Source organism: Oerskovia enterophila, from assembly GCF_001692445.1.
GTDB lineage: Bacteria > Actinomycetota > Actinomycetes > Actinomycetales > Cellulomonadaceae > Oerskovia > Oerskovia enterophila.
Map to the genome: position 1 here is coordinate 14,875 of NZ_MAQA01000001.1, position 15,003 is coordinate 29,877.

16 protein-coding genes are annotated in these 15,003 nt (G+C 72.0%); 13 read left to right on the plus strand and 3 right to left on the minus strand.

Annotated elements, in window-relative coordinates:
- The first annotated feature begins 119 nt into the window (after positions 1 to 119).
- The 11 genes from OERS_RS00055 to OERS_RS00105 all read left to right on the plus strand — a co-directional run bounded on the left by OERS_RS00055 (position 120) and on the right by OERS_RS00105 (position 11,151).
- Complete coding sequence (locus OERS_RS00055) at positions 120 to 1,109, plus strand: ABC transporter permease (protein ID WP_248948240.1); 990 nt, start codon at positions 120 to 122, stop codon at positions 1,107 to 1,109.
- Positions 1,106 to 1,999, plus strand: coding sequence for a carbohydrate ABC transporter permease (locus OERS_RS00060; protein WP_068623396.1), 894 nt, complete (start codon positions 1,106 to 1,108; stop codon positions 1,997 to 1,999). The genes OERS_RS00055 and OERS_RS00060 overlap by 4 nt, the downstream gene beginning before the upstream one ends.
- Positions 2,000 to 2,025: 26 nt before the next feature.
- Complete coding sequence (locus OERS_RS00065; protein WP_068623398.1) at positions 2,026 to 3,684, plus strand: type 2 periplasmic-binding domain-containing protein; 1,659 nt, start codon at positions 2,026 to 2,028, stop codon at positions 3,682 to 3,684.
- Complete coding sequence (locus OERS_RS21335; RefSeq protein WP_068623400.1) at positions 3,681 to 4,430, plus strand: ThuA domain-containing protein; 750 nt, start codon at positions 3,681 to 3,683, stop codon at positions 4,428 to 4,430. The genes OERS_RS00065 and OERS_RS21335 overlap by 4 nt, the downstream gene beginning before the upstream one ends.
- On the plus strand, positions 4,427 to 5,227 hold the full coding sequence (locus OERS_RS00075; protein ID WP_068623402.1) for a sugar phosphate isomerase/epimerase family protein: 801 nt from the start codon (positions 4,427 to 4,429) through the stop codon (positions 5,225 to 5,227). Before OERS_RS21335 ends, OERS_RS00075 begins: the two co-directional genes overlap by 4 nt.
- On the plus strand, positions 5,224 to 6,216 hold the full coding sequence (locus OERS_RS00080) for an NAD-dependent epimerase/dehydratase family protein (protein ID WP_248948242.1): 993 nt from the start codon (positions 5,224 to 5,226) through the stop codon (positions 6,214 to 6,216). Before OERS_RS00075 ends, OERS_RS00080 begins: the two co-directional genes overlap by 4 nt.
- A gap of 94 nt (positions 6,217 to 6,310) precedes the next feature.
- Positions 6,311 to 7,072 carry a GntR family transcriptional regulator gene (locus OERS_RS00085; protein WP_139107594.1) on the plus strand — a complete coding sequence of 254 codons (762 nt, stop codon included), beginning with the start codon at positions 6,311 to 6,313 and terminating at the stop codon, positions 7,070 to 7,072.
- A gap of 269 nt (positions 7,073 to 7,341) precedes the next feature.
- Complete coding sequence (locus OERS_RS00090) at positions 7,342 to 8,454, plus strand: SIS domain-containing protein (protein ID WP_068623404.1); 1,113 nt, start codon at positions 7,342 to 7,344, stop codon at positions 8,452 to 8,454.
- Positions 8,451 to 9,401, plus strand: coding sequence for a BadF/BadG/BcrA/BcrD ATPase family protein (locus OERS_RS00095; RefSeq protein WP_068623406.1), 951 nt, complete (start codon positions 8,451 to 8,453; stop codon positions 9,399 to 9,401). The genes OERS_RS00090 and OERS_RS00095 overlap by 4 nt, the downstream gene beginning before the upstream one ends.
- On the plus strand, positions 9,398 to 10,315 hold the full coding sequence (locus OERS_RS00100; protein ID WP_068623408.1) for a zinc-dependent alcohol dehydrogenase: 918 nt from the start codon (positions 9,398 to 9,400) through the stop codon (positions 10,313 to 10,315). Before OERS_RS00095 ends, OERS_RS00100 begins: the two co-directional genes overlap by 4 nt.
- 140 nt (positions 10,316 to 10,455) lie before the next feature.
- Positions 10,456 to 11,151: an MOSC domain-containing protein gene (locus OERS_RS00105; RefSeq protein WP_068623410.1), complete on the plus strand. Its 696-nt coding sequence runs from the start codon at positions 10,456 to 10,458 to the stop codon at positions 11,149 to 11,151.
- A gap of 83 nt (positions 11,152 to 11,234) precedes the next feature.
- Here OERS_RS00105 and OERS_RS00110 read toward each other — a convergent pair whose 3' ends face one another.
- On the minus strand, positions 11,235 to 11,756 hold the full coding sequence (locus OERS_RS00110) for a PH domain-containing protein (protein ID WP_068623613.1): 522 nt from the start codon (positions 11,754 to 11,756) through the stop codon (positions 11,235 to 11,237).
- 18 nt (positions 11,757 to 11,774) lie between these two features.
- Positions 11,775 to 12,392: a histidine phosphatase family protein gene (locus OERS_RS00115; protein WP_068623413.1), complete on the minus strand. Its 618-nt coding sequence runs from the start codon at positions 12,390 to 12,392 to the stop codon at positions 11,775 to 11,777.
- A gap of 165 nt (positions 12,393 to 12,557) precedes the next feature.
- On the opposite strand from OERS_RS00115, the gene OERS_RS00120 reads away from it, so the two are divergent.
- Positions 12,558 to 12,752, plus strand: coding sequence for a hypothetical protein (locus tag OERS_RS00120; protein ID WP_068623415.1), 195 nt, complete (start codon positions 12,558 to 12,560; stop codon positions 12,750 to 12,752).
- A gap of 11 nt (positions 12,753 to 12,763) precedes the next feature.
- Here the strand turns inward: OERS_RS00120 and OERS_RS00125 are convergent, their stop codons facing one another.
- A complete protein-coding gene (locus tag OERS_RS00125) occupies positions 12,764 to 13,411 on the minus strand; it encodes a GNAT family N-acetyltransferase (RefSeq protein WP_068623417.1) in 648 nt (215 codons plus the stop codon).
- Between the two features lie 208 nt (positions 13,412 to 13,619).
- Between OERS_RS00125 and OERS_RS00130 the strand changes: the two genes are divergently transcribed.
- Positions 13,620 to 14,918, plus strand: coding sequence for an ROK family transcriptional regulator (locus tag OERS_RS00130; RefSeq protein ID WP_056652935.1), 1,299 nt, complete (start codon positions 13,620 to 13,622; stop codon positions 14,916 to 14,918).
- The last annotated feature ends 85 nt before the right edge of the window (positions 14,919 to 15,003 follow it).

Below are 15,003 nucleotides of genomic sequence, written 5' to 3' on the forward strand. Positions count from 1 at the left end.
TCCCGCGGATCGGCGATCTTGTCACTCTCTTGGACTCAGTGGTATGTTCCTGGCAACTAGTGGTCTTATCTGGTTTGCAGTGGAGCAGGCCAGAGGGCGACGGGAGAGAGAGGGTCAGCGTGGCACTGGACCAAGCACCTGCGCGGACGGAGGCGGGGCGCCCCCACGAGCCGTCCCCGGCGGGCACACCACCCAGGAGGCACGTCGCCTTCCTCACCCGGCTGCGCCGCGACTACCCGCTGCTCGTCATGGTGGCGCCGGCGGCCCTCGTGCTGCTGCTCTTCACCTACGTCCCGCTCCTCGGCAACGTCATCGCGTTCATGGACTACGTGCCGTTCCTGGGCTTCACCGGCTCGGAGTGGGTCGGGTTCGACAACTTCACGACGCTCTTCGCCGACTCGGCGTTCTGGAGCGCGCTGTCGAACACCCTGCAGATCACGGCGCTCCAGCTCGTGCTGTTCTTCCCGGTGCCGATCGTCCTCGCGGTCTTCCTCAACTCGGTCGTGCGGCCCACGATCCAGCGGTTCACCCAGTCGGTGATCTACCTGCCGCACTTCCTGTCGTGGGTCATCATCGTGGCGCTCTTCCAGCAGATCTTCGGTGGCGCGGGGGTGCTCAACCGCTTCCTCATCACGAACGGCCTGACACCGATCGACATCATGTCGAACCCGGACACCTTCAAGCTCCTGCTGACCGTGCAGGGCATCTGGAAGGACGCGGGCTGGGGGACCATCATCTTCCTCGCGGCGATCGCGGCGATCGACGGCCACCTCTACGAGGCCGCGGCGCTCGACGGCGCGGGCCCCTGGAAGCGCTTCTGGCACGTCACGCTCCCGGGGATGCGGCCGATCATCGTCCTGATGCTCATCCTGCGTCTCGGCGACTCCCTCACGGTCGGGTTCGAGCAGATCCTGCTCCAGCGCGACGCGGTCGGACCCGCGGCCGCCGAGGTGCTCGACACCTACGTCTACTACAACGGCGTCGTCGACGGGAGCTGGGGGACGGCCACGGCCGCGGGCCTCCTCAAGGGGATCATCAGCCTCGTCCTCGTCCTCGCCGCGAACAAGCTCGCGCACAAGCTCGGAGAAGAAGGGGTCTACCAGCGATGAGCACCGTCCAGCGCCCCGCATGGCAGGGCACGCCACGCCTGGGTACGTCGATCGCGCGAGGCCTCGGGCTCGCCCTCCTGTGCGCCCTCGTCCTCTTCCCGTTCCTCGTGGTGGTCTCGACGAGCCTGGCGACCCAGGCCGACATCGACGCGAACGGCGGCTACGTGATCTGGCCGGCGAGCTTCTCGCTCGACGCCTACCGCCAGATCTTCGACGGCACCCAGGTGACCCGGTCGATCTTCATCAGCATCGGCATCACCGCCGTGGGGACCGCCTTCAGCCTGTTCTGCACCGTGCTCGCCGCGTACGGGCTCAGCCGGCGCGGCTCGCTCTTCCAGCGCGGCCTGCTGACGTTCGTGCTCATCACGCTGCTGTTCGGCCCGGGCATGATCCCCGTCTACCTCATGGTCAAGAACCTCGGGATGCTCAACACCTACTGGGCGCTCATCATCCCGGGCGCGGTGAGCGCGTTCAACGTGGTCATCGTGCGCGGCTTCATCCAGGGGATCCCCGGGGAGCTCTTCGACGCGGCCCGGATCGACGGCGCGAGCGAGTGGCGCGTCCTGTGGTCGATCGTCATGCCCCTGTCGCGAGCCGTCATCGCGGTCGTCGGCCTCTTCCTCGCCGTCGGCTACTGGAACAACTACTTCGGCCCGCTGCTCTACCTGAACGACTCGGAGATGTGGCCGCTCCAGCTGCTCATGCGCTCGTTCGTCCTGCAGAACAACGTCACGAGCACGGCCTCGCCCCTCCCGGGCACGGTCATGCCACCCCAGCAGGCGGTCCAGATGGCGCTCGTCGTGATCGCCACGCTGCCGATCCTCTGCGCCTACCCGTTCCTCACCAAGCACATGTCCAAGGGCATGCTCACCGGCGCCGTCAAGGGCTGAGCAGCCAGACCAAGGAGATAGAGACGATGACGCAACACCGTGGTTCCTCATTCGGCCTCGAGACGACGGGGGTCTCCCGCCGGACGATCCTCAAGGGGTCGCTGTTCGGGGTCGCCGCCGCGGCCTTCGGCGGTTCGCTGCTCTCCGCCTGCTCGACCGGGGGCGGCACGTCGGGTGCCGCCGCCGCGGCGGGCGGCCCCGCCGTCGCGCCCCCGACCTACCTCGAACCCCTCAAGCCCACCCCGACCCTCGCGGGGACGGCCCAGGGCGTCATGGACGTGTACGACCGGTTCCCGCTCGACGGTCCCCGCACCGTCACCGAGGCCGTCGGGGACGGCGGGGACTTCGAGTTCCTCGTCATGACCTACGGCCAGCCGGCACCGCCCCTCGAGGAGAACGCCTACTGGCAGACGCTCAACGAGGAGCTGAATCTCAAGCTCAAGCCGGTCCTCGTCCCCTACGCCGACTTCCCGACGAAGTTCCCGGCCATGGTCGCGGGCGACGACCTGCCCCGCGTGGTCTCCGTCCCGGTCAACATGAGCGTCTCGCGGCTCCCCGAGCTGGCCGCGGCGCAGTTCACGGACCTCTCCGACCACCTGTCGGGAGACGCCGTCCTGAAGTACCCCAACCTCGCGGGCATCCAGGAGTACGCCTGGCGCAACGGCATGCTCGGCGGGCGCATCTACGGCGTACCCAAGTCCGACCCGGTCTTCGGCGGCCAGATGTACACCAAGACCGACCTGTTCCAGGCCGCCGGGGTCAGCGAGCACCCCCAGGACTACGCCGAGTTCGTCGAGACGCTCAAGGCGGTCACCGACGCCAAGGCCGGCGTCTACGCCCTCGCGTCGCCGATCACGGACTTCCTGCTGCAGATGGACGGGCTGCCGAACAAGTGGCAGAAGAGCTCGGACGGGACGTTCACCTCGCACTACGAGCACGAGGGGTTCGTCCCGGCGATCGAGCGCATGGCTGCGCTCTACAAGGAGGGCTACTTCCACCCGGACACCGCCACGATGGACAAGACGCAGCGCGACTCCCTGTTCAGCTCGTCGCGTCTGGCGATGACGTACGACGGCAACCGGGCCTTCGGCATCATCTCGGAGCACCGGGACCTGAAGTTCGGCATGATGAGCTCGTTCGGCACGGACGGCGGGAACCCGACCTACTGGACCGGGCGCGGCGCCTACGCCATCACGATGCTCAAGAAGACCGAGGACGCGGCCGAGGTCGACCGGTTCCTGCGCGTCATGAACTGGCTCGCCGCGCCGTTCGGCTCCGAGGAGTCGTTCGTCCAGTCCTACGGCCGCGAGGGCGACAACTACACCCTGCAGGACGGCGTGCCCGTCCTCACGACGCGCGGCCAGCGAGAGCAGGACCTCGGGTTCGCGTACATCGCGGGCGGTGCGCAGGTGCTCTGCACGCCGCAGGGCGCCCCGGGGGTCGACGCGGCCATCCACGCCTGGCAGAGCTCGGTCATCCCCTACCTCACGGACAACCCGGTGCAGCACCTCTACTCCTCGGTGCAGAACGCCAAGGGGGCCTCGCTCGAGCAGGGCATGACGGACGCGATCACCGCGGTGTTCCTCGGCCGCGAGAAGGCTTCGAGCCTGGACGCCGCCGTGGCGAAGTGGAAGAAGAACGGTGGCGACAAGATCGCCGCCGAGTACGCCGAGGGAGCGGCGTGAGGCTCTCCCGGCCCCTGCGCGCCCTGGTCGTGGTGGACGGCACGGACCTCCACCACGACCTGCTCGGCGCCTCGTCGGCCCTGCGGGACATCGTCCTGGAGGGCGGCGTGGTCGCCGATCGCGCGGTGGGTGCGGACCGCTTCGTCGACCCCCTGCCGGTCACGGCCGAGGCCGACGTCTACGTGCTCTACCGGTCGAGCACCCACCTCGCGCCTGAGCAGCAGGCGGCCCTGTCGGCGGCCGTCGCCGCCGGCAAGGGGCTCGTCGTCCTGCACTCCTCGAACCTCTTCGGGTTCGAGGAGGGCGGGATCGACGCCGACCAGGTGGCGTACGAGCTCGTCGGCTCCCGCTACGTGTCCCACGGGGACGCCGGTTCCGAGGGGACCTACACGGTCCGGGTCCGCGGTGGACACCCGGTCACGGCGCACATGGCCGACTTCGTGATCGAGGACGAGTACTACGTGATCGAGTGCCGCGACGACGTCACGGTGCTCGCCGATCGCACGACCCCGGAGGGGGGCACCCAGCCGATCGTCTACGTCCGCGAGCACGGCGAGGGACGCGTGGTGTACGTGGCCCTGGGGCACGACATGCGCGCGTGGGGCAGCCCGCACTTCCGTCAGGTCGTGCGGCAGGCGGTCCTGTGGGCGGGGGGCGTCGGCCTCGACGCCGTCGCGTCGTGGTCCACGCGCTTCCCCCTGGGGAACGGTCGCTTCATCGGGCCCGACGGCGGAGCGCCCGCATGAGCGCGCCCGTCGCCGTCCAGCTGTGGTCCGTCCACACGCTGGCCGGACGTGACCTCCCCGCGGTGCTCGGACGCCTCGCCGCGATCGGCTTCGCCGCTGTCGAGCCCATCTCGCTGTACGGGCGCAGCCCCGCGCAGTTCCGCTCGCTCACCGACGGGTTCGGGCTGGAGATCTGCTCCGCGCACGCGCCGTTCCCCGCGGGGGACGAGGGGGAGAGGACGCTCGACACCTACGAGGAGCTGGGGGTCGACACGCTCGCATGGAGCCTCGAGCCCGAGGAGCTCGTGACCCGGGACGCCATGCTGCGCGGCCTCGAGCGGGTGAACGAGGGAGCCGAGCGAGCGGCGCGGCGCGGCATGACCATCGCGTACCACAACCACTTCGCGGAGCTCACGGCCTCGTACGAAGGCGAGCTCGCGTACGACGCGCTCCTCGCGGCGCTCGACCCCGCGGTCGTGCTCGAGCTCGACATGTACTGGGTCGCGGTCGCCGGGCTCGACCCGGCGGCGCTCGCGGCACGCCTGGGCGACCGGGTGAGGCTGCTGCACGCGAAGGACGGCCCGGCGCGCGGCATGGACGACCACATGGTCGCGCTCGGGGACGGGACGCTCGACGTCGACGCTGCCGTGCGCTCCTGTACCGCGCTCGACTGGTGCATCGTCGAGCTGGACCGGACGTCCGGGGACATGTTCGAGGCCCTCGAGAAGTCCTACGACCACCTGACCGGGCGGCGGCTCGCGCACGGGCGCTCCGGCGTCGGGCAGGCCGCTCGCACCCACGGCAAGGAGAACCCGTGACCATCCCCCTCCGACTCCTCTTCCTCGGCGGGACCGGCGTGATCAGCTCGGCGTGCGTCCGCGAGGCCGTCGCGGCCGGGCACGACGTGACCGTGGTCAACCGCGGTCTGTCGACGACCCGTCCGGTGCCCGCGGGGGTGCGGACGCTCGTGGCCGACGCCCGGGACGCCGACGCCCTCCGCACCGTCCTGGGTGGCGAGCGCTTCGACTCGGTGGCGAGCTTCATCGGCTACAGCGCCGCCGACGTCGCGACCGACGTGGAGGTGTTCTCGGGGCGGACCGACCAGTACGTCTTCGTCTCGACGTGCTCGGTGTACGAGCACCCGGCGGCGGTCCTGCCGATCCGCGAGTCCGCGGCGCGCAGCGCTCCGCGCTTCGAGTACCCGGCCGGCAAGATCGCCGCCGAGACGTACCTCGAGACAGCGCACCGGGCGGGGTTCCCCGTGACGGTCGTGCGCCCCTCGCACGTCTACGACCGCACGACGCTCCCGCTGCTCGCCGGCTGGACCGCGGTCGAGCGCATGCGCCAGGGGAGACCGGTCGTCGTCCACGGCGACGGCACCTCGCTGTGGAACCTCATGCACGCGGACGACTTCGCCCGCGCGTTCGTCCCGCTCCTGGGGAGCGCGCACGCCGTGGGCGAGGCCGTCCACATCACCTCGAGCGAGCTCGTCACCTGGGACGGGATCCACGAGGCAGTGGGACGGGCGGCAGGCGTGCGTCCGACGCTCGTCCACCGGTCGAGCGAGGACGTGGGGAGGGTCGTCGACTGGATGGGGCTCGTGCTCCAGGAGGACTTCCGCCACACCGTGATCTACGACCGGACGCGTCTCGAGCAGCTCGTCCCGGGGTTCCGCGAGCGCTACGACGTCGCGCGCGGGATGCGGGAGTCCGTGGCCTGGTTCGACGCCGAGCCGTCCCGCCGTACGGTCGACGCCGGGCTCGACGAAGCGTTCGACGAGCTGGCCGGGGTACGGGTCCCGCAATGAGCCCGGCAGGTCCCGGCGGGGTGTTCAGGTGGTTTGCGGCTATATTCACGGAGAGGTTCGACGGTTGACGATCCAGACGCGAGGGGCTTGGAACATGATGCGGTCGACGGTGTCGGCGACGGACGACCCGGATCCCCTGTGGGTGCAGGCGGCCAACATCATCCGGGCGCAGATCACCGACGGTGACCTTCCTCCTGGCCGCCGTCTCCCCGCCGAGCGCGAGCTCTGCCTGCAGCTCGGGGTCAGCCGCGTCACGCTCCGCAAGGCGCTCCAGCAGCTCGTCGAGGAGGGCGCGCTGCGCTCGTCGCACGGTCGCGGTTGGTACGTGGCCCAGCCCCAGGCGGAGCCCGAGTGGCCCAACACCCTCGAGTCCTTCACCGAGACGGCTCACCGCAAGGGGCTCGAGCCCACGTCGGTCGTCCTCCGGGCAGAGGTGCGCCCCGCGTCGCTCGACGAGTCCGAGGAGTTCGGGGTCGTCGCGGGCACCGAGGTCTTCCACCTGGTCCGCGTGAGGCTCCTCGACGGCGTGCCCATCGGGATCGACGACTCGCGCGTCCCGCTGCCGTTCGCCCCGGGGATCGACGGCGTCGACTTCTCCGACGCCTCGCTCCTCGACGAGCTCGCCGCCCGGGGCGCGACCCCGCTCCAGGCCGACTCGATGATCGAGGCGCGCGGGAGCAGCGCGGAGCACGCCGGACCGTTGGGGCTCACCGAGGGAGCGCCCGTCCTGGTCATGCGGCAGGTGCTCGAGGACGGTGCGGGGCGCGTCGTGCTCATCACGACCATCACCTACCGTGGTGACCGCTACCGTCTGCACACCACGTTCGCGCGGCCGAACGGCCACCGCCCGCTCTGACGGACGGTCTCCGGCCTACCTGACGACCGCCCTCCGGGGTGGTCGTCGCTCGGTCGTCCCCGCGCCGGGAGGCGCGTCCACCTCCTGATCGCCTCGATCCTCGCGGTGCTCGTCCGCCGACGCCGACGGCATCTCCCGATCCGCTGAACACACACTCCTGGTATCACTCTGATGCCATGTGGTCTATATTGGTATTAGTAATGTACTCACTGGTTCCTCGGTCTGCCCCTTGATGTGGGCCGTCGGAGCACCATGACGGGGAGGTCGACATGTCCGCTCAACGCATCGACTATCGCGAGGCGCAGTTGCGCCAGCCGCAGGCGCTCGTGAGGGTCGCGGCGCACGTCGCCGGACAGCTCGCGAGCCGTACCGCGCCCGACCTCTCGACCCTCGTCGCGGGGGCGGTGCCGGTGTTCCTCGGGATGGGGGCGAGCTGTGCGGCCGCAGCGCTGCCCGTCGCGCTCCTGAACGCCGGAGGGCGTCCGTCGGTGCGCGAGATCGCGAGCGAGACCGACCAGGCGACGGACCGCACGGGCACCGTGGCGATCGCGGTCTCGCAGTCCGGCCGCAGCCCCGAGACCATCGAGGCGTTGCGGACGTTCCCTGTCCGCTGGGCTCTCGTCAACGTCGCCGGGAGCTCGCTCGCGGAGGTCGCAGGCGACCTCGCGGTGGACCTCGGCTCGGAGCCCGACAGCTACGCCTCGACGATCGGGTACACGGGCACCCTCGTCGGTCTCACGATCCTCGCGCGCGCCACGCTCGGGACGGAGCCGCTCGTCGCGGCGTCCGAGTGGGACGGCATCGACCGTCTCGTCGAGAGCCTCGAGGCGGACCAGGCTGCCCCGCTCCGAGCGCTCGCCGACGCGGCCGCGACGATCACCTCGGTCGACGTGGTCGCGGCGGGAGCCTCCCGAGCAGCCTCCGAGGCCGGAGCCCTGCTCCTGCGGGAGGTCTGCCGGATCCCGAGCGCAGCGGTGGTCACCCGCAACTACCTGCACGGCGAGATGGAGTCGGCCGGAGGCACGCTGCACGTCGTGATCGGGGACGGTCGCGAGGTCCGCCTCGCGCACACGCTCGCCGACGCGGGCCACCCCACGCTGCTCGTCACGACCCAGGACGTCGAGCCCGCCGGGCACCTGCGCGTCGTCCGGCTGCCCGCGGTCGGCGAGCCCGTGCGCGTCGTGCTCGAGACGGTCGTGCTCCAGCGGCTCGCGAGCTCGTTCGCGGACGCTCGAGGCGTCGCCATCGAGGACTTCGTCTTCGAGCACGACGACACCAAGGTCACCGACGCGACGGGTACCTCGGGGCCGCCGCCGCTCGTCGGCGCGAGCGCGTCGCTCGGCGGCGGCCTCGCCGACGGCGTCGCGGGGCGCGAGCGATGAGCGTCGTCGTCGGAGTCGACGTCGGCGGCACCAAGACCCACGTGCGTGTCGCGCGTGGCGAGGAACGCTTGGTCGACCTTGTGGTGCCCAGCACCGGGTGGTCCGCCCAGCCTTCCGGTGCAGCGGCCCGCTGGATCGCCGAGCGCGTGCGCGCCGCACTGGGGCGCTGCCGCCCCTCGCTCACCGTCGCGGACGTCGCGCACCTCACCGTGGGCGCGCACGGGTGCGAGACGCCCCGGCAGTGCGTGACCCTCGCGGAGGAGCTGCGGCTCCTGCTGGACGTCTCGTGCACCGTCGTCAACGACGCGCAGCTGCTCGTCCCGGCCGCGGGCCTGGACGAAGGGATCGGTCTCGTCGCCGGCACGGGCTCGATCGCGGTGGGGCGCCATCGCGAGACGGGCGCGTATCTCTCGGCAGGTGGGTGGGGGTGGGTCCTCGGCGACGACGGCTCGGCCTCCGCGCTGGTCCGGGAGGCTGCGCGGGCACTGTTCGTGCGGGCCGACGTCGGCGCGACGCGGGACCCGCTGGAGCCTCGGCTCCTCGCCTCGTTCGGCGCCGAGAACCTCGTCGAGCTCGCCTCGATCATGAGCTGGCGCGGTGGGGTCGAGACGTGGGGCCAGCACGCACCTGTCGTCTTCCGGGCCCTCGACGCCGGGTCCCAGGTGTCGCGCGCCGTCGTGACGGCCGGGGGTGGCGCGCTCGCGGAGCTCGTCGGCAACCTCGTCTACCGCGGGGCGGTGGGGACGACCGTCGTCGTGGCGGGTGGCGTCGTCACCCAGCAGCAGGCGCTCCGGAACGCTCTCGCCGACGCACTGGAACGGCGCGCCCCGCAGACCACGCTGCGCATGCTCGACGAGGACCCGGTGGAGGGGGCGGTCTTCCTGGCGAGGAGGAGCGTCGCCACGGGCCGCGCTGCTCTCGCCCCGACCCGCTCGAACGCGTCATGAGGGTCCACGAGACGGTCGGCCCGCGCACCTCGCGCCTGGCCGAGGTCGATCCGCCGGTGCCGGGGCGAGGCGAGGTGCTGGTCAAGAGCCTTGCCCTGGGGGTCTGCGCGTCGGAGCGTGGTGCGTGGGGGACGCACGAGGGCGCGGAGCCGCTGCGGCTCGGGCACGAGGTCGCGGGGGAGGTCGTCGCGCTCGGGCCGGACGTCTACGGGTGGTCCGTGGGTGAGCGCGTGACAGGCTTCGCCCATCCGGCGTTCGCGGAGCAGGTCGTCATGAGCACGGCGGACCTGGTCCTCGTCCCCTCCAACGTCCCGACGTGGGCGGCCCTCGGCGAGCCGCTGGCCTGCATCGTCGAGGCCGTGGAACGCAGCGGGGTCGGTCCGGGGATGCGCGTCGCGGTCGTCGGGCTCGGCTTCATGGGGCTCGGAGCCCAGCAGGTCGCGCTCGCGCTGGGGGCCGACGAGGTCGTGGGCTTCGACGTCGCCCCGGCCAAGCGGGCGCTCGCCGAGAGGCTCGGTGCAGCGGCGACGCACGACGCGCGCCTCGTCCCGGACGCGGCGCGCGCGACGTTCGACGTCGTCGTCGAGTTCACGGGGACCGCGCCCGGGCTCGCGCTCGCGGGGGACCTGACGGGCCGGCACGGGACCCTGTGCGTGGGCGGCTACCACCACGACGGTCCGCGTGAGCTGGACGTCGAGCTCTGGTACCGCGGGGTCACGATCGTCAACGGCTTCAGCCCGGACCGCGACCGGCAGCGCAAGGCGCTGGGACGGGGGATGCGCATGATGGCGGACCGGCAGGTCACGTTCGAGCCCCTGGTCACCCACCGCCTGCCCTTCGAGGACCTCGACGCCGCGTTCCACCTGTTCGAGGAGCGCCCGGAAGGATTCGTCAAGGCGGTCCTCGAGCCCTGACGGCGACGCCCGACGGCGGGTCGTCCGTCCGTGCGGGCGTCGCCCGAGCCGTGTCCTCAGGAGGCGTCGCCGGCCGCCCCCGGGGCCCGACGCCGTCGGGCCGCTGTCCGCGGCGCCCGCGCACCTGGGAGAATCCTCCGATGACCACCGCAACCCCGGAACCCACCCGTCCCGGTGCGCCGCTCGGCGCGACCGGGGAGCTCCTGGCCGTGTGCCGCGTGCACGTGCTGCTGCCCGACGCGGGCGCGGTCGGCGTGACCGCGATCGACAAGCGCCCCGTCGAGGGACCGGTCCGGGTCCGGCCCCTGGGCCTGTACGCCGACGTCCAGGCGGACCGCGCGCACCACGGCGGCGAGGAGCAGGCCGTGTACGCGTACTCGCAGGAGGACGCGGACCACTGGTCGGGCGAGCTCGGCTACGAGGTCGCGCCCGGGTTGTTCGGCGAGAACTTCCGTACGCGCGGCGTGGCGGCGAGCGGGGCGCTCATCGGCGAGCGATGGCAGGTCGGCAGCGCGGTGCTCGAGGTCACGCAGCCGCGCACGCCCTGCTCGACGTTCGCACGGCGCCTGGGCGAGGACCGCTGGGTCAAGCGCTTCACCGACGCCAACCGGACGGGCGCGTACCTGCGCGTCGTGACCACCGGGGAGGTGCAGGCGGGCGACACGGTCGAGGTCGTGTTTCGGCCCTCGCACGGCGTGACGATCGCCGACTGGTTCGGGGCGCGCGTCGCGGGAACCTCGGTCGAGGTGTCACGGCGGCTGCTCGCGTCAGAGGCCGAGGGCGAGATCCGGCTGTCGCACGAGGTGCGGGAGCGGGCCGAGCGCGCCGTCCGCTGATCCGTCGCCGAGTGCATGATTCGGCTGTGACACGCCGGGTGTGTCGCAGCCGAATCATGCACTCGGCGGAAGCGCTGGGTGGCTCAGCGCGTGGGCTCGCTCGGGGGCCACTCGCCGTCGTCCGAGCCGTCGTCGGCCGCGAACAGCAGCTCGTGCAGCCGGACCTGGACCTCCTCGACGCGCGGGACGTCGGGCAGGGTCATGCCGGGCTTGGCGGTCGCGTCCGAGATGATGAGCGTCCCGCAGCCGAACATCCGGTCGACCAGGTCCTTCTCGTACGTGACGTCGTTGATGCGGTAGAGCGGGATGTCACGGCCAGTGCGCGTGATGATGCCCGAGCGGGTCGAGAGGCGCTTGGTCGTCACGGTGTAGTTCGTGGTCAGCCAGCGCAGGTGCGGCACCACGACCCAGACGATCGCCGCGACCGTGGCCACGCCGAGCGTTCCCCACAGGACCACGGGGTGCTCGGGGGCGAACCAGAGGATGGCCGTCGCGGCGGCCACGATCAGGACCAGGACGAGGATCGGCAGGAACAGGGCCTTGGGGTGGGTCCGCAGCTCCATGACGACGGTCTCGCCCTCGGCGAGGTTCTTGTTGACGCTCATGGGGAGCATCGTGCCATCTCACGCCGTCGGCAGGTTCCAGCCCTCCATGGTGTGCAGTCCGTGCCCGTGGCCGAGCAGGCTCACGCTCGCGGTCCCGAGCTCGAACCGCGCGGCGGCCGCCGGGCCCAGCTCGAGCCACACGGCCGCGAGCACGCGCAGCAGGTGCCCGTGCGCGACGAGCAGCACGTCGCCGCCGTCGCGCAGCACGGGCTCGGCGCGGCGGACGACGGCCCGCGCCCGCTCGGCGACGTCGTCGAGCGTCTCGCCGGGCCGGGCGTCCACCGCACCCTGCGCGCCGACGACGTGCACCCCGTCGCGGAAGATGAGCCAGTCCCGCCCGAGCTCGCGGCTCACGTCGTCGGCCGTGCGCCCCTCGACGGGGCCGTAGTCCCACTCGGCGAGGTTCGGGTCGGCGACCGCGTCGGGGAACCCGGCGAGCTCGGCGGTCCGCCGGGCGCGCAGCAGGGGGCTGCGGAGCTCGAGCGCGAACTCGCGCCCGGCGAGGAACGCCCCGGCGCCGCGCGCCTGCTCCTCGCCGTGCGGGGTCAGGGGGATGTCGCTCGTCCCGGTGTGCTGCCCGGTCAGGCTCCACTCGGTCTCGCCGTGCCGCAGGAGCACGAGCTGGGGGTCGGGCATGAGGGCCTCCGGGCGTCGGGACGTGGTCCCCTGAGCATCTCTCAGGCCCGACGGCGGAGCACCCGCTGGGCGCTCGCGTCGCCCCGCGCACGGGACGGGGCGGGCGGGGGTGTGACGGAGTCGGGGGTCGTCGGATGCCGGTCGGTACCTCTAGGCTCGACCGTCATGACTACCTACTCGATCCTGACGGTCACCGCTGCGCTCCGAGGCGAACCGTTCGAGGCCGAGAGCGACGAGGCGGCGCTCGACGTCGTCCGGTCACGCAAGCGCAGCGGGAACCTGCCGCTGACGTCCTTCACGCTCCAGACCTCCGAGCAGCGCACCGTGGCGTCCTGGTCCGGGGCTCACGAGGTCGTCTGACCGACCCGGAGCTACCCGGCACGACCCTCGGTCGACCCGACCCCGTCGCGGACGGGAAGGTACCTCCCCAGGATGAGGGCGTCGTCGGGCCCGTCGAGCGGAGCGAGTCCCAGGCGTTCGTAGAACGCGATCGCGCCCGTGTTCTCCGACCCCACGCCGAGGTGCAGCCCGGGGACGTCGAGGGCCACCAGCTGGTCCACGAGACGCTCGACGAGCCGCCGCCCCCACCCGCCGCCCTGGGCCTCGGGCAGCAGGTCGATGTGCAGGTGTGCGGGGTGCGAAGCAGGGTCGACGAGCCAGGGGCGCACCTCGACCGACCGGTCGTGGATCTGGCGGACCAGGCCTGCGTCGGGGGACTCGTCGGCCGGGTCGGGCAGCAGGTGCCGGGCCCGCAGCTCCGGCCACCACTCCCGTTCGCACCAGTCCTCGAAGGCGAGGGTGTCGCGGCAGCCGATCACGTACCCGACCACGCGCTCGTCGTCGGTGACGAGGACCGAGACGAGCCCCGGGTCGTGGGCCGCGTAGGGGGCGGCATAGACCTCTCCGAGGAGCCGCGGGTCGGCGAAGCGGTTGCTCGCGTCCCGGCCGTTGTCCCCCGTGCGCAGACAGATGTCGTAGAGCGCGTCCAGGTCGCCGGGCGCGTAGGGACGGATTCTCACGGTGGTGCTCCCTCGGGTCCGCGGGGTCGTCCGTCTCGGTGCTGAGGTCACGGTTCTGACTCGGCCTCTTGCGCGGGGCGACTCCGTGTGGAAGATTACTAGTCAAGTTTACAGACAATTAATTCGGCCGACATCGATGGTGACGTCAGGTTCAGGCACTCTTGAGCCGGAGCACCGCAGACGTCGGGCTCGGTCAGGAGACGACGCAGTGAGCACGGACAGCACCAAGAGGGTCGGCAACGCGACCGTCCTGCGCGCCCTCAACGACGGGGCGGCGCTCGAGGCGCTGCTCCGGCACGGGCCCATGACCTCCGCAGGGCTCCAGGAACGACTCGGGCTGTCCAAGCCCGCGACCGCGACCCTCGTGGCTCGCCTCGAGGCGGCCCGGCTCGTCGAGCGCTCGGGTCACCGCGACGGCCGACCCGGTCCGCGCGCCGTCGTCTGGACGTTGCGTGCGGCCGCCGGCTACGCGGCCGGCGTCGACGTCGCGGTCGGCAAGATCTCGGTCCTCGTCGCCGACCTGAGCGGTCAGGTGGTCGGCCGGTCCGAGCGCGAGACCGAGTGGGCCGCCGAGGAGCACCCTGACGGCGCGCACCTCGCGCTGGTCCGTACCGTCGTGGAGGAGGCCTGTGCGCAGGCCGAGATCGGCCTCGCCGACCTGCTCCAGGTCGCGGTCGGCTTCCCCGGGTCGATCGACCCGGCGACCGGACGGCTCGCCTACGCGCCGCACATCGAGGTCTGGAACGACCAGGACGTCGAGGCCCAGCTGGGCGAGGTGCTGGGTGTCCCCGTCGCGGTCGAGAACGACGTCAACCTCGTCGCGCTCGCGGAGCTCGGGCGCGAGGACCTCGCGGACGTCACCGACCTCTTCGTGCTCTGGGTCGACCAGGGAGTAGGTGCTGCGACGCTCCTCGACCGGCGGATCCGCCGTGGTCGTCGGGGCGGCGCTGGCGAGATCGACCACGTCCCGGTCCCCGACCCCGCCCGCCGGGGCCGTGAGCCCGAGGGGCGTCGCAACGTCGCCAACCTCGTCCAGCTCGACGGCGTCGCGCGCCTCGCGCAGGCCTACCGTCTTCCCCCCTTCGACTCCGCACCGCTCGACACGCTGCGGATCGACCCCGCTCCGGAAGGCAGGGCGTCCGACGCCGCCCGCAGCCCCGAGGTCCGCAAGGCCGCGACGAGCGCGCTCGAGCGGGCCAGCAGCGAGCCGGTCGGCGACGCCGGGGACTTCCTCGACGACCTCGGTCGGCGTCTCGCGGTGGTCCTGAGCATGGTCGTCGGCGTCCTCGACCCCGACGCCGTGGTGCTCGGGGGCGAGGTCGCCGTCGCCGGCGGTGAGCCGCTCCGCGGCCGCGTCGCCACGGCCCTCCGCACGGAGCACGGCGCTCTTGCTCCTGTCCTCCTGTCCACCGCCCGAGGCAACGGCGTCGTCGAAGGAGCTCTCGCCGCTGCCCTCGACGAGGCAAGACGCCGCGTCTTCGGAGCGGGGAGCGTCACCCCCTCCTAGCCCGCACGGTCCGCCCGGACCGTTCGACCACCAGACCCCACACCTCACGCGACCCCGGTCGACCACCCCCTGACCCGTCGCACCC

Coding starts and splice junctions, on each gene's coding strand:
- OERS_RS00075 (WP_068623402.1), top strand. CDS start 4,427: ATGAGCGCGCCCGTCGCCGTCCAGCTGTGGTCCGTCCACACGCTGGCC.
- OERS_RS00120 (WP_068623415.1), top strand. CDS start 12,558: ATGACTACCTACTCGATCCTGACGGTCACCGCTGCGCTCCGAGGCGAA.
- OERS_RS00110 (WP_068623613.1), bottom strand. CDS start 11,756: ATGAGCGTCAACAAGAACCTCGCCGAGGGCGAGACCGTCGTCATGGAG.
- OERS_RS00060 (WP_068623396.1), top strand. CDS start 1,106: ATGAGCACCGTCCAGCGCCCCGCATGGCAGGGCACGCCACGCCTGGGT.
- OERS_RS00065 (WP_068623398.1), top strand. CDS start 2,026: ATGACGCAACACCGTGGTTCCTCATTCGGCCTCGAGACGACGGGGGTC.
- OERS_RS00100 (WP_068623408.1), top strand. CDS start 9,398: ATGAGGGTCCACGAGACGGTCGGCCCGCGCACCTCGCGCCTGGCCGAG.
- OERS_RS00115 (WP_068623413.1), bottom strand. CDS start 12,392: ATGCCCGACCCCCAGCTCGTGCTCCTGCGGCACGGCGAGACCGAGTGG.
- OERS_RS00090 (WP_068623404.1), top strand. CDS start 7,342: ATGTCCGCTCAACGCATCGACTATCGCGAGGCGCAGTTGCGCCAGCCG.
- OERS_RS00105 (WP_068623410.1), top strand. CDS start 10,456: ATGACCACCGCAACCCCGGAACCCACCCGTCCCGGTGCGCCGCTCGGC.
- OERS_RS00095 (WP_068623406.1), top strand. CDS start 8,451: ATGAGCGTCGTCGTCGGAGTCGACGTCGGCGGCACCAAGACCCACGTG.
- OERS_RS00085 (WP_139107594.1), top strand. CDS start 6,311: ATGATGCGGTCGACGGTGTCGGCGACGGACGACCCGGATCCCCTGTGG.